The sequence below is a fragment of the Leptolyngbya sp. 7M genome, from assembly GCF_018128485.1.
The window spans coordinates 1,477,233-1,489,674 of record NZ_CP070897.1 but is presented as its reverse complement, the minus strand read 5'-3'; the positions used below and the strand labels follow the sequence as shown (position 1 = coordinate 1,489,674).

The following is a 12,442-nucleotide window of genomic DNA, read 5'->3' as shown; positions in this document are numbered from 1 at the left end:
ACGCAGAACCGATCTACAAAAGACGCCAATCTGTTATCACTCCCATCGAGCACATACGAACATAAAGGTCGCTAAAACCCACCCAGAATAACGATAGCCACGCGAACAGCATATGTTTGCGGTTGAGCTTGCTTACCCAACCCCACAAACCCTGACGGACCGGCTTGTTCGAAAGCACGTCGCAGCCGCCGCCTACTAGGTGGCGAAGCGAATGGCAGCCAAAGGTATAACCTGCAAGGAGTACAACGTTTATCGTCAGCACGATCGTCCCGATACCGATGCCAAAGCCGTCGGAAAACTGTGTGGCCGCGATCGCGTCATACGTCAGGATTACGATGAAGATCAGGGCTAAGTAAAGAAAATATCGGTGCAGGTTCTGCAAGATCAGCGGAAGCCAATTCTCTCCGCGATAGCCTGAACGAGGCTCACCTACGGCACAGCCCGGCGGATCCGCCCAAAACGCCTTGTAATATGCGCCGCGATAATAGTAACAAGTAAATCTGAAGCCGCCGGGTGCCCAAAGTATCAAGAGCGCCGGCGTCATCGGCAGCCACGTTGGCATCCACGAAGGCCATGTACCGAGCCATGAATGGGTTGAAAGCGGCTGCCCTGCGGCCTCCCAGATCAACGGTGAGTAAAATGGTGAAAGGTATGGCCCGTATGTATAATGCTCACCCTGAAATGCGGCCCAGGTAGAATAAACAATGAACGCAGAAAAACCGAGGAACGTTAGCAGCGACTGAAGCCACCACGTATCCCGTCGCATCGTCTCACCAAATCCGCGGCGTGTTATTTGAACAAGGTTGGCTGCCATAGAATCCCAGATCCCTGCAATTAAGTGATGAGAGAACATCGCCGGAACTAAACCCTCGTTTAGTGAGGAATGAACCGAAACAAAATTTTCGATAAGAGCATTGCCCGATCCGGCGTAAATGGGCAGAAAATTACTTGGCATTTTGATTGATGTATGTTTCCAAGTCAAGGTTATGCGGTAAAGGTGTCCTTACCGCTAACTTGTTCAATAGGGCTCGGTCGCCGATAATCGAGGTCGTTCAACACAAAAGCCTTACGTCAATGAGATGAGATTTCCTAGAGGTTCCGGTATTTTGCTACACATAACATCCCTTCCGGGTCGATTCGGCATAGGGGATCTTGGATCTTCGGCGCGTTCATTTGCCGATCATCTGGCCGCGGCGGGACAAACATATTGGCAGGTTCTGCCGCTCGGGCCGACCGGGTATGGTGATTCTCCGTACGTGCCTTTGATCGCGATAATGGTGCTTGGAGCCTTTTGGTTTTCCCAAAAGGCTCCTCCCGCCGGATTGACCGAGATCAGAACCATAGCAATATTGCCATTCGAAGACCTTAGCGTTGAACAAAAAGATACATACCTGGGAGTTAGTCTTGCAGATGCTTTGACCAATAGGTTCAGCTCACTTAAACAGCTCACCGTCCGACCAACCCGCAGTGTTCTGAAATATGCAGACAGCCGGGAAGACCCTGCAGGGATCGGCCGCGAATTGCAGGTCGAAGCGATCCTCGATGGCAGGATACAGCGAGTAGGGGAACGTGTCCGTGTAAGCGTACAGCTTATTCGTGTTGCTGATAACATCACGATATGGACAGGCAACTTTGACGACCAGTTTACCAACTTCTTTGCGGTTCAGGATTCTATCAGCCAACAGATCGCACGGTCGTTGGCAATACAGATCGACGAAAGGGAGCGCGAGAGATTTGGGCGAAAAGGGACGGAAAATATCCAGGCTTATCAGGGATACCTGCTCGGTAGATATTTCTGGAACAAACGCACTGCCAAAGACCTTGACCGCGCGATCGAACATTTCAGCCGTTCTATCGAACTTGATGGAAGTTTCGCACTCGCCCACGCCGGACTTGCCGAAACCTATGCTATCTACCTTTTTATGCGGTCGATCAGGATAAAGAATTTTTGCCTAAAGCCCGCATCGCCGCCACGCGTGCACTTGAGATAGACGGTGAACTTGCCGAGGCCCACACGGTTTTGGCATACGTTCAAGCGCAATACGATTTTGACTGGAAAGCAGCGGAAAGTTCGTATCTTCGGGCCATCGAATTGAATCCGAATCACGCCAATACTCGCCAATGGTACGGTGAATTTTTGGTTTTCCAGGCCAGATACGATGAGAGTTTGGTGCAAATGCAAAAAGCGATCGAACTTGATCCGACCTCGCTTTCGGCGCACACGGCGCCGGCATTGGCTTATAACGCTTCTCGGCAATTTACGAGGGCACTTGAGACCACCGATAAGGTATTGCAGATGGATGCGAATTTTCTGATCGCTCGCCACTACCGTGCACGTGCGCTTTTCTTTTCAGGAGATCGTAAAGCCGGGCTGGCTGAATCCCAAAGAGTTGTCGAAGATTCGAACGGGATCATTCACTTCAAAGCCGATCTCGGATTTTTTCACGGAATGGTTGGAAATGTTGAGGCCGCACGGCAGATCCTAAGCGAACTTACTGAAACAGCCAAACAAAAGCACGTATCGCCGTATCATATCGCCCTTGTGCACATAGGCTTGGGAGAAAAAGAAAAGGCATTTGAACTTCTTGAAAAAGCAGTGAGCGAACACGATAACAATGTGATCGTTATGAACGTAGGATTGAACTTTGATGTAGTTCGTGACGATCCGCGATTCGTTAAGATCCTGCGAAGTGCGAATTTCTGACCTTGCTCGATTAACGAACTCTGTCCCGGTCAACCTTCTCTCTGTTTCCGCTGCGGGCGGCGGCTCCCACCAGCGTATCTTCAGCTTGCCTCCTATAGTCGTTCTGTTTCAAATTTTCCAGTGCTTCCACAGCCGATGCGCCCTCGAGGAACAGGAGCGCATTCCGGAGTTCCGCGGCATCGCCCGTGATCAGACGGGCAGAACGTTCACGGGTAAGATATGCCCAGAACCATTCGAGCATCACCAGGACCCGATTGCGAAAACCAATAAGAAAGAAAACGTGAAGGAAAAGCCAGAATAACCAGGCGATGAAGCCTTTTAACTTTAGTCCGGCTACTTGAGCGATCGCACGGCTCCGGCCAATTGTTGCCATTGAGCCTTTATCTACATAAACGAAAGCAGTTCTTTCCCGACCTTTCAGATCTGCAAGGATACTCTTAGCCGCAAAGGCACCCATTTGCATCGCGGCAGGCGAAACTCCCGGAACTGGCTCACCATTCTTCTGTTTAATGGACGCCATATCGCCTATAACAAGAATTTTTTTGTGCCCGGGAAGTGAAAGGTCGGGCTCGACCAACACACGACCGGCTTTATCGGTTTCGGCTCCTAGTCGTTTGCCGAGCGGAGATGCTGCAACCCCCGTAGCCCAGAGAACAACGTCGCACTCGATCCATTCATCGCCAACCTTTACGCATCCCGGCTCTATGTCAGTCACAAAACTATTCAAACGTACATCGACGCCAAGTTCTTCAAGCTGTATCTTGGCGCTGTCGGAGAGATCTGCCGCAAACGTGCCCAGCACTCGGTCAGAACCTTCAAAAAGAATAACGTTCGCTTTGCGAGTATCGATCGCTTTGAAATCTTTTGCTAGCGCCTGTCTGGCGATGCCGGCTATCGCTCCGGCAAGCTCTACTCCTGTGGGGCCGCCACCGACCACGACGAAGTTCAGAGGCTCAATACTTCCTGAAAGTGCCGCTTTTCTTTCAGCAAGTTCGAACGCAAGCAGTACGCGGCGGCGGATCTCGACCGCGTCTTCAATAGTCTTTAATCCCGGAGCGGAAGTTTCCCAATGATCATTGCCAAAATATGCATGTCGGGCTCCGGCCGCGACGATCAGGTAGTCAAACGGGACGATCGTTCCGTCATCGAGCGTAACGGTGTTGCCGTTGGTGTCGAAATCGACGGCCTCTCCCAGTATTACCTCGATATTCCTTGCATAATGTAGTATGCGTCGGATCGGTGTTGCGATCTCGCCCGGCGAAAGCACGGCGGTCGCAACCTGATATAAGAGCGGCTGGAAAACGTGATGATTCTTGCGATCGATAAGTGTTACGTGTACTGGCTTATTAGCTAAAGCCTTCGCAGCCCAAAGCCCACCGAAGCCTCCGCCGATGATCACAACTTTTGGTCGACCACTCATCTTGACCTAAAGATAAATCATAACTCATAACTCCTAACAGTGGAGATATACATCCCACCATCAGGGCAGGGCCGTTCGCAGAGATGATCTGCAGCTAGATCAGATCCGCATTGCATTTGCAACCAGGATCGCAATTATCAGACAAACTAGATGACCCACGATCGAAAATAGAGCGGATAATGTTAAGGAGAGCACTGAGGCAAGCCAAGCATTCCATCTGCGGCCTCGGGCAAGAAAGTAAATTGCACCAATGCAAAAGGCTGTTGCTAGAGCCATCACAAGAAAAGATGTGATCCCATAAGTGTACATAGAGCCATTTACTGCTCTTGATTGGCCCATGAACCCATTAAGAGCAACCCCCCATATCATCCATCCGAATAATCCGGTAAAGACACTGAAGACCAAAGCCAAGATCCCGGATATGATCATTCCGATAAAAGCACCTTTCTCCATCTGATGAATGATATTTTATACCTCCTCTCTTTCCAAGTTATGTATTCTACGTTAAAACTTAAAACAACTATCAACATTGGAGGCATAAGATGTTTAGAAGAGATTTCCTAAAATATCTGTCATCGATCCCATTATTTCCTATCGCTTCGGATGGGCAGAAAACGGGCTCGACACCCTCACCATTTCGGCGAGTAAGGCCGAGTGACAGGGAATGGCCGTCCGCAGCAAAGTGGGAAACCCTTCGCAAACAGCTCCGAGGACGGTTGATTAAACTTGAATCTCCACTATTGGTTTGCAAAAACGATGCCGGCAGCAAGGAATGCTCAGAACTCTTTCGATCACTTAAGAATCCATACTTCATTGGTGACGATCCGGCTCTGACCCAAACCTCAGGTTGGGTCGGGGCCTGGGAATCTAAACCGAGTGTTTATGCGGTTGCAGCAGAGAACTCTCGTGATATCGCTGCGGCAGTTAAGTTTGCGCGCAAGAATAAGCTTAGGTTAGTTGTAAAAGGCGGAGGTCATAGTTATCAAGGCACTTCATGCGCTCCTGATTCGCTTTTGGTCTGGACACGTGCAATGAATCAAATAACAATACACGATTCATTTGTCGGCAAAGGCTGCAAAGGAAAGCAAACACCCCAGCCGGCGGTCTCAGTTGGGTCCGGTGCGATCTGGATGCATACCTATCATGAAGTGGTAACAAACGGCGGGCGGTATGTCCAAGGTGGTGGCTGTGCAACAGTCGGCGTTGCCGGATTGATACAAAGCGGGGGTTTCGGAAGCTTCTCGAAATACTACGGCATGGCGGCCGCAGGACTGATCGAAGCGGAAGTAGTAACCGCAGACGGTAAGATCAGAATAGCCAATGCCTGCAGCGAACCGGAACTGTTCTGGGGGCTAAAAGGCGGCGGAGGCGGAAGTCTTGGCATCATTACTCGGCTTACTCTCCGTACCCGTGAACTTCCCGAGCGTTTCGGAGCCGTCTTCCTTTCCGTCAAGGCCTCGTCTGATGAGGCATTCAAGCAATTGGTGGCAAAGGTGGTCGATCATTACGCGGAAGTTCTTTTTAACCGCCACTGGGGCGAGCAAATTGTTTTTGGACACGGTAACCGTATCAGTGTCCGTATGGTATTTGCGGGTCTGGACGCAGATCAGGCCCGTGAAGTATGGCGGCCACTCATTGAGTGGCTGAACTCCTCGCCCGATGACTATACAATTGAACAACCAGTTATTACGCAGGCCGTTCCGGCAAGAAGTTTTTGGGACCCGCAATATTGGAAAAAGAACCATCCGGAATTCGTTCTGTCGGACGACCGCCCCGGAGCGCCTGACGGTAATATCTTTTGGGTGGGAGACCGCGGCGAGGTCGGCCAGGTTCTCAATGCCTATAAGTCCGCATGGCTGCCCGCATCTCTGTTGAAAAGAGACGAACGGGAAAAGCTTGTAAACGCACTGTTCGAAAGCTCGCGAAATTGGAGCATCTCGCTGCATTTCAACAAGGGACTCGCTGGTGCTTCCGAAGAAGATATAGCGGCCGCTCGCGATACCGCAACAAATCCGAAAGTATTGGATGCCTTCGCTCTTGCGATCTGTGCAAGCGACGATGAGCCGGCGTTTACTGGGATCCCCGGCAAGAAGCCGAACATTGAAGATTCTCGTAAGAAGAGGCAAATGGTGGACCGAGCAATGAATGAGATCCTAAGACTAGCTCCGTCTTCCGGATCATATGTTTCAGAAGGCGATTTCTTTGAGAATGACTGGCAGGATTCTTTTTGGGGAGCTAACTATCCGCGCCTAGCTGCCGTCAAGAGAGAATATGATCCCGAAGGGCTTTTCTTTGTACACCACGGGGTTGGTAGCGAATACTGGAGTGCGGATGGCTTTGAGCGATCAAAGAATCCCCACCGCTTGGTTTGAGGTCAGTTCATCAGATATCATCAACACATATGAAAACACTCTATCCGGAGATCGAGCCCTTTGATTCGGGAATGTTAAAGGTCTCTGATATACACGAGATCTATTGGGAACGCGTCGGGAATCCTGACGGCATTCCGGTGGTCTTTCTTCACGGTGGGCCCGGCGGAGGATTGATACCAATGTATCGGCAATTCTTTGACCCTGAAGCCTTCCACGTTGTGCTTTTCGATCAGCGCGGCTCTGGGCGCTCGACCCCGCATGCAGAACTACGGGAGAACACTACATGGGATCTGATCAATGACATCGAAGCATTGCGGGAAAAATTTGGTATAGATAAGTGGTATGTTTTCGGTGGATCCTGGGGCAGCACACTTAGCCTGGCATACGGCATAAATCACCCGGATCGTTGTTTAGGATTGATACTCCGTGGTATTTTCCTGACGCGCAAGAAGGAGCTTCAATGGTTCTATCAATACGGAGCGTCGGAGATCTTTCCCGATTTTTGGGAACGGTATCGTGATGAGATACCGGAAGAAGAGCGCGATGACTTTATGACCGCTTATCATAAGCGCCTGACCAGCGACGATGAGGCAGTTCGCCTTTCGGCCGCTCGTGCGTGGAGCACCTGGGAAGGAGCAACATCTAAACTTTTCCCCGATCAAGAGTTGGTCGATCATTGGGAAGGCGAGCATGAAGCTCTCAGTTTAGCCCGTATCGAATGTCATTATTTTATGAACGGATCGTTCTTTCCTGATGATAACTATCTTTTGAATAACGTGGACAAGATCCGGGACATTCCTACCGTGATCGTTCAAGGCCGCTATGACGTAGTCTGTCCTATGACCTCTGCATGGGAACTACACCGAGCTTTGCCCGAAGCCGAATTCATTGTGGTTGCGGATGCCGGACATTCGGTCTCTGAAAAAGGCATCACTTCGGCTCTAGTTGATGCGATGGATAGGTTTCGCACGGCAGGCTTATGATATACTCGCATAGGATCGGCTAACGTTCAGAAATGTCCGAAAGCGTTCTCTTTTATGAGGTAATTATGTTTGCTATCGCATTAGGCACAACGGAAATAATTTTGATCGTCGCGGTTCTTTTTCTCTTATTCGGCGCGACACGACTGCCACAGCTTGCCAAAGCTCTCGGTCAATCTCGCAAGGCCTTTAAAGAAGGAATGCGCGAGGCAGAACTCGAGGAAGCCGAAGAAAAGCGTCTTCGTTCGGCTGATGCACCCAATGAAAGATAGGGACCTGTTGTATTTTCCCGATAGCTCGCTTCTTCCTTCAACAGATCAATTAACATAAGCCTTTCGCGCTTTTAATAGAGTTGCCTTAACTGAAAATCTAAAGGCCAGATCCCCATCTTCCGAATCAATCAGTGCGGAAAGCTTCGACATTATGTCCGACTGCCGTTCGTCCGAGGAGCCTTTGAACCACTCCGGCATAAGATGATCGGTTACCAGCGGAGCTGCCGCGAACGCCGCCCCATCCTCATATTCGAAGATCTCGTTGGCGATATGAATCTCTATCTTCTCCAAGCCAGTGGCTTTTGCGATCTCCTCTAACTTCGACCTGCTCGGTATCGCGCCTATCAACTCATTCGCGGCATTCTCTGTAGAGCCTGACGACTGATCAAGCAGCACTTCCCAAAGCAGTGAGAAGATCTCTCCGTAGCTTCCCGCCGTCGGAAGCATAACGAAGACCGTCCCCCCCGGCGAGGTTACGCGAGCCGCTTCATTCACAAATTCAGCTATATTCTCTGACGGAACAAGACTTCCATCAGCGATCACCATATCAAACGAGTCATCGTTGAAATCGCCCGTCGAAATATCGATCTCCGCGCGAAGTGCAGCAGCCTTATCGCGAACGATGTTAAGTAATTCCTGATTCTCGCATTTTGCAAATATCGCAGTTTCACTGCCCGCCGCCTCAGCCAATGCGATACAATGCGTTCCAGTGCCTGCGTTAAGATAAAGGACACTCTCTGCTGAAGCCAAACTTAAATGTTTATCAGCAAGCTCTGTGAAGCGCCGCGTAAAATCTTCGGTGATGTAAAGATCTCGCAGAAAAGCGAGTTCCCTCTCGGTCTTTGGCATAGCTTTATTAAATCCCAGCGAAGAATGAAATGAAAGCCGCAGATAACAGAAAAGCAGCGCTTTATGCTAGTCTGATTTTTTTTCTTCCAATGACAAAACACATCTCTGAATTATTCGATCTGACAGGAAAGGTCGCTATCGTAACTGGCGGGTCTCGTGGCATCGGCAAGGAAATGGCCGAGGCTCTTGCAGAAGCCGGAGCAAGTTTGATGCTATGTGCTCGTCGGCCGGAATGGCTGGACGAAACGATCGCTGAATTTTCCGAACGCGGATTCAATGTGGCCGGAATGATTTGCGATGTTTCACAACCTGACCAAGTTGGGGGACTAGTGAATACGACGGTCGAGAAGTTTGGTGGACTAGATATTCTGGTCAATAATGCGGGTATATCCTGGGGCGCAATGCCGGAAGATATGACTGTCGAACAGTGGCAAAAAGTGATCGATGTTAACCTGACCGGCTGTTTCCTGATGGCACAGGCCGCGGGCCGCGAAATGCTCAAGAACAACAGCGGCTCGATCATCAACATTGCGTCGATCGCGGGAATGACCTCATCGGCGAACGGACCTTTTTACTCGGGATACGTCGCCAGCAAAGCAGGATTGATCGGACTGACTCGCGAACTTGCCGCAAGTTGGGGACGGCGCGGAATTCGGGTAAATGCAATCGCTCCCGGCTTTTTTCATTCACGCCTTGCTGACGCGGTGATCGACATCTACGAGCGTTCAATTCAAGAAAACAACGTCATACCACGCATCGGGGAGGAAGGCGAGCTAAAAGGTATTATCGTTTTCCTCGCCTCTGACGCATCCAGCTACATCACCGGCCAGACGATCGCCGTTGACGGCGGCATGACTGTTTAGAGTTATGTTTTATACAGGACAATGCCTGACGTGTAATTCTGAACTTCAACAGAAGACAAATTCACCGAACGCCTCAGGGACGTGGAAAGGCGAAAGCTCGGGCAACGTCGCTCATTAGCGAGGATATGAACCGCAGGCTAGGCGAACGGGAAAGATCGAACGCGTCCGTCGAAAGCGGTTTCGACGCCCGGCTCAAGGAACTTGAGGAAGCGGACGAAAAAGGGGCCTTAACGGACTTTATGATCCTTGGGCTTGTTCGGGCGAGCAAAACCGAGGAACAATTCAAGACCGCCGAGTCGTGGCTTGATAAGATAAAGGAAGATCGCGTTCGCACCGATCTAACTAATTATTTTTGGTTCCTCCGGTCTGAACTCGCGATCGAGGAGGAACGATTTTCTGACGCGGAGCGTTACGCAAAGAAGGTCCCGGAACTGGAACATCGTACCATACTCGCCTTCAAGCAAGCGGAAAAACAGCTGCAGAATATAAATGACCGGGCATTTGCTTATCAAACCTTGAACGAGATCGCAAAGTTGGCCCGTACATCTGAAACTTCGGTAACAAAGGCCAAGGTCCTTCTAGGCCTGGCATTTCAATATGAGAAATTCGATCACGGTTTTGCTTTAGAAGAACTGGCCGAAGCGGTTCGTGTCATAAATCGTTTGAAAGATCCGGACCTGTTGTCTGCCGCCGCCTATCGGCAGATAATCGGCAAGAATTTTGGGTTTACAGCCAGTTACGGAACGCCGGGTTACGACCTTGAAAAGACATTTCTTGAGATCAGCCGCAACGATTTTGAACTTGCGCTTTCGAATGCCCGTGCACTCGACGACCGTTTCCTTAGAACGATCGCCGTGCTTGCGGTAGCCAAGAATTGTAGAGAAAAGGCAAGAAAAGAAGCAACAGAAACACCAAAGAACTAAAGAGGATAGTTCTGAGTCCCATCGCCCAGCGCTGAGTCTATTTCTTTTTCGAGCCGCACCCGTAAACGCTCAACAAGCTGATCAGCACGCATGATGTTTGCTTCAATTGCCGCTTTATTACGCTGGATCTCAGTTAGCAGATTCTGCAGCTTTGTTCTTTCGGCGGCAAGGTTTTTTTGCCGAGCCTCGCGGAGTGCCTCGGGTCGAAGCGACCCTGCAAACGCTACGTTCTTTTCTATCGATTCGGGACGCAGTTCAACCTCAAGCGTGTCAAGTCGGCGTTGGATCTCGCCCTCTTTTTCAACCATTTCAAAGTACTGTTTTCTGAGCGACTCAACGCGTTGTTCGGCCTTTGTCAAAATATCCAGATTCAATGCAAGGCTTTGCCGGACATCCTTCTTTTCATCCTTTGCATCTTTGCCGGCCGCCTCTAATTGACGGATCCGAAGCTCAAGCTCAGCAAGCTTCGGGTCGTTACCTGACGAACCTTCCGCTCCCGCCGCGAGATCACTGCTTTCAGGAGTTACGACACGCCCATTTTGGTCAATGTATTGATCAGCCCGGCTGATCACTTCAACAGGGAGACGGTCGGGAGTTGGCGACGCGGCCGGCCGCGTGGAATTCGTCGGGCGACGGGCGGTCTGGCCAAATACGTCGCCTGCACCAACGACCAAGATAGTTAAAAGAAATACCGAGAAAACACCATTCAAGGATCTTCGATCAAAATTCATTTCTTCTCCTTGCCGTTTACGGGAACTTCTTTATCGGGGAAAAAATCGCCCGCGACCAACTCAATGCCGTTCTTCGCTAATCCGATGATCGGCAAAGCGTCCAGTCCCGAGTTTATCACACCCTTTACAACACCTTTTCGTCTAATATCGTGTCCGACCAATGCCACCACCACCAGCGTGCCGCCGAACGGGAGCATCTTTGCTCCGCGTTTTACCAATTGCCAGCCTCCCGCGTGGAGAATCTTTCGCCCGATAGTCCTTTTTTCCTTTTCCATCAGCGATAAAGTCTAAACTTGCTTTATTCCGATGACAACAGGATAATTTTGTTTGCACGCTCAGTTGGTCTGAAAGTTCCCTTTTTCCTGCAATTATGTCCCTTCGTGTCAATTCGATCTCAAAACGGCTCGGTAATGATTGGATCTTACGGAATGTCTCGTTCTCAGCGGTTTCAGGAGAAATTATTGCTGTTTATTCTGATGATGCTCGAAGCTCAGATTCTCTGCTCAGGATCATCGCGGGAAGCGAACGGGCGAACGGGGGAAATGCTGACCCTGAGACCAGTCCGCCTGTTTTGATATCAAAGCAGAGTGACGCAGGATTCGACTTTTTCGGCCTTACGATACGGAGGAGTTCGAAACGCTCGGGATCGTTTTCACCTCTCGAAGCCATTAAGAATGCAAAGGACGCCGGAATTCTGTTGATCGACTCGCCTTTTGCTGCGAGATTTAAGACCGAAAGATCCAGAATAGGCGATCAGATAACGTCGGTTGCGGAATCTGGCAGCATCGTGATCTTCTCCACCGAAGATTTCAAAGACGCACTTGAATACGCAGACCGTGTTCTGGTCATCTTGCATGGAGAGCTTGAACAGGATGCCCTCCCGCAAACAGTCTATGACGAGCCATCAACCGTCGCTGTAGCGAAAGCAGTTGGCCGACATAATCTTATCGAGGCAAGGCGACTGACCTCATCAAAAAACGATGTGCCGGAATTCGTTACGATAGAAGGTGAGCATCGTTTGTTCGCAAGGCCTACCGAGAAAGCTAAACTTGGAGCAATAAACAAGAACGTTACTCTTGCCATCCGGCCCGAGCAGATATCGATCTCCTTCGGCGCCTCATTCCCGGAAGATAACCTATTGAAAGCAAGCGTAACTGCAATTCATCCTATGGGTCCGACGACGCGGGTTTTGCTTGATTGCTCTGGATTAGTGCTTGAAGCTCTCGTCCTCCGCGTGGTTGGTCTTGAGATCGGAGATGAATGTATGGTCGGCTTGCCTCCTGACCGCATTGCCGTACTTGCTAATTGACTAAAAGCCCCGACGGAAC

13 protein-coding genes are annotated in these 12,442 nt (G+C 50.3%); 8 read left to right on the top strand and 5 right to left on the bottom strand.

The annotated features are described in order from the left end of the window. Positions 1-13: 13 nt before the first annotated feature. Positions 14-955: a hypothetical protein gene (locus tag JVX88_RS07055; RefSeq protein ID WP_211626628.1), complete on the bottom strand. Its 942-nt coding sequence runs from the start codon at positions 953-955 to the stop codon at positions 14-16. A 124-nt stretch (positions 956-1,079) separates the two neighbouring features. Here JVX88_RS07055 and JVX88_RS07050 point away from each other — a divergent pair, with 124 nt between their 5' ends. Further along, positions 1,080-1,991, top strand: coding sequence for a 4-alpha-glucanotransferase (locus tag JVX88_RS07050; protein ID WP_211626627.1), 912 nt, complete (start codon positions 1,080-1,082; stop codon positions 1,989-1,991). Continuing rightward, entirely contained in the window at positions 1,949-2,704 is a 756-nt protein-coding gene (locus JVX88_RS07045; protein WP_211626626.1) for a tetratricopeptide repeat protein, read from the top strand. Before JVX88_RS07050 ends, JVX88_RS07045 begins: the two co-directional genes overlap by 43 nt. A 10-nt stretch (positions 2,705-2,714) precedes the next feature. On the opposite strand, the gene JVX88_RS07040 is transcribed toward JVX88_RS07045, so the two are convergent. Then, complete coding sequence (locus JVX88_RS07040; protein WP_211626625.1) at positions 2,715-4,124, bottom strand: NAD(P)/FAD-dependent oxidoreductase; 1,410 nt, start codon at positions 4,122-4,124, stop codon at positions 2,715-2,717. A 542-nt stretch (positions 4,125-4,666) separates the two neighbouring features. On the opposite strand from JVX88_RS07040, the gene JVX88_RS07035 reads away from it, so the two are divergent. The 3 genes from JVX88_RS07035 to JVX88_RS40485 are packed head-to-tail and all read left to right on the top strand — an operon-like array spanning position 4,667 to position 7,748. Continuing rightward, on the top strand, positions 4,667-6,496 hold the full coding sequence (locus tag JVX88_RS07035; RefSeq protein ID WP_211626624.1) for an FAD-binding protein: 1,830 nt from the start codon (positions 4,667-4,669) through the stop codon (positions 6,494-6,496). Positions 6,497-6,525: 29 nt separating this feature from the next. Beyond that, positions 6,526-7,479 (top strand): prolyl aminopeptidase, encoded by a 954-nt coding sequence (gene pip, locus JVX88_RS07030; RefSeq protein ID WP_211626623.1) that lies wholly within the window; start codon positions 6,526-6,528, stop codon positions 7,477-7,479. A gap of 32 nt (positions 7,480-7,511) precedes the next feature. Then, complete coding sequence (locus tag JVX88_RS40485) at positions 7,512-7,748, top strand: twin-arginine translocase TatA/TatE family subunit (RefSeq protein WP_211626622.1); 237 nt, start codon at positions 7,512-7,514, stop codon at positions 7,746-7,748. Between the two features lie 45 nt (positions 7,749-7,793). On the opposite strand, the gene JVX88_RS07020 is transcribed toward JVX88_RS40485, so the two are convergent. After that, positions 7,794-8,597 (bottom strand): class I SAM-dependent methyltransferase, encoded by an 804-nt coding sequence (locus JVX88_RS07020; RefSeq protein WP_211626621.1) that lies wholly within the window; start codon positions 8,595-8,597, stop codon positions 7,794-7,796. 89 nt (positions 8,598-8,686) lie between these two features. On the opposite strand from JVX88_RS07020, the gene JVX88_RS07015 reads away from it, so the two are divergent. Together JVX88_RS07015 and JVX88_RS07010 are read left to right on the top strand one after the other, a co-directional pair. Beyond that, positions 8,687-9,460, top strand: coding sequence for a glucose 1-dehydrogenase (locus JVX88_RS07015; protein WP_211626620.1), 774 nt, complete (start codon positions 8,687-8,689; stop codon positions 9,458-9,460). Between the two features lie 125 nt (positions 9,461-9,585). Beyond that, positions 9,586-10,383, top strand: coding sequence for a hypothetical protein (locus JVX88_RS07010; protein ID WP_211626619.1), 798 nt, complete (start codon positions 9,586-9,588; stop codon positions 10,381-10,383). On the opposite strand, the gene JVX88_RS07005 is transcribed toward JVX88_RS07010, so the two are convergent. Together JVX88_RS07005 and JVX88_RS07000 are read right to left on the bottom strand one after the other, a co-directional pair. Further along, positions 10,380-11,114 (bottom strand): hypothetical protein, encoded by a 735-nt coding sequence (locus JVX88_RS07005; RefSeq protein WP_211626618.1) that lies wholly within the window; start codon positions 11,112-11,114, stop codon positions 10,380-10,382. The two genes, JVX88_RS07010 and JVX88_RS07005, sit on opposite strands and share 4 nt — an antisense overlap. Continuing rightward, entirely contained in the window at positions 11,111-11,389 is a 279-nt protein-coding gene (locus tag JVX88_RS07000) for a hypothetical protein (RefSeq protein WP_211626617.1), read from the bottom strand. The genes JVX88_RS07005 and JVX88_RS07000 overlap by 4 nt, the downstream gene beginning before the upstream one ends. Positions 11,390-11,484: 95 nt before the next feature. Between JVX88_RS07000 and JVX88_RS06995 the strand changes: the two genes are divergently transcribed. Beyond that, on the top strand, positions 11,485-12,423 hold the full coding sequence (locus JVX88_RS06995) for a TOBE domain-containing protein (protein WP_211626616.1): 939 nt from the start codon (positions 11,485-11,487) through the stop codon (positions 12,421-12,423). Positions 12,424-12,442: the final 19 nt, after the last annotated feature.

Excerpts from the sequence above, each read along its gene's own strand:
- JVX88_RS07035 (WP_211626624.1), top strand. The coding sequence starts at position 4,667 with ATGTTTAGAAGAGATTTCCTAAAATATCTGTCATCGATCCCATTATTT.
- JVX88_RS07015 (WP_211626620.1), top strand. The coding sequence starts at position 8,687 with ATGACAAAACACATCTCTGAATTATTCGATCTGACAGGAAAGGTCGCT.
- JVX88_RS07005 (WP_211626618.1), bottom strand. The coding sequence starts at position 11,114 with ATGAATTTTGATCGAAGATCCTTGAATGGTGTTTTCTCGGTATTTCTT.
- JVX88_RS07000 (WP_211626617.1), bottom strand. The coding sequence starts at position 11,389 with ATGGAAAAGGAAAAAAGGACTATCGGGCGAAAGATTCTCCACGCGGGA.
- JVX88_RS07055 (WP_211626628.1), bottom strand. The coding sequence starts at position 955 with ATGCCAAGTAATTTTCTGCCCATTTACGCCGGATCGGGCAATGCTCTT.
- JVX88_RS07020 (WP_211626621.1), bottom strand. The coding sequence starts at position 8,597 with ATGCCAAAGACCGAGAGGGAACTCGCTTTTCTGCGAGATCTTTACATC.
- JVX88_RS07010 (WP_211626619.1), top strand. The coding sequence starts at position 9,586 with ATGAACCGCAGGCTAGGCGAACGGGAAAGATCGAACGCGTCCGTCGAA.
- JVX88_RS40485 (WP_211626622.1), top strand. The coding sequence starts at position 7,512 with ATGTCCGAAAGCGTTCTCTTTTATGAGGTAATTATGTTTGCTATCGCA.
- JVX88_RS07050 (WP_211626627.1), top strand. The coding sequence starts at position 1,080 with ATGAGATTTCCTAGAGGTTCCGGTATTTTGCTACACATAACATCCCTT.
- pip (WP_211626623.1), top strand. The coding sequence starts at position 6,526 with ATGAAAACACTCTATCCGGAGATCGAGCCCTTTGATTCGGGAATGTTA.
- JVX88_RS07040 (WP_211626625.1), bottom strand. The coding sequence starts at position 4,124 with ATGAGTGGTCGACCAAAAGTTGTGATCATCGGCGGAGGCTTCGGTGGG.
- JVX88_RS06995 (WP_211626616.1), top strand. The coding sequence starts at position 11,485 with ATGTCCCTTCGTGTCAATTCGATCTCAAAACGGCTCGGTAATGATTGG.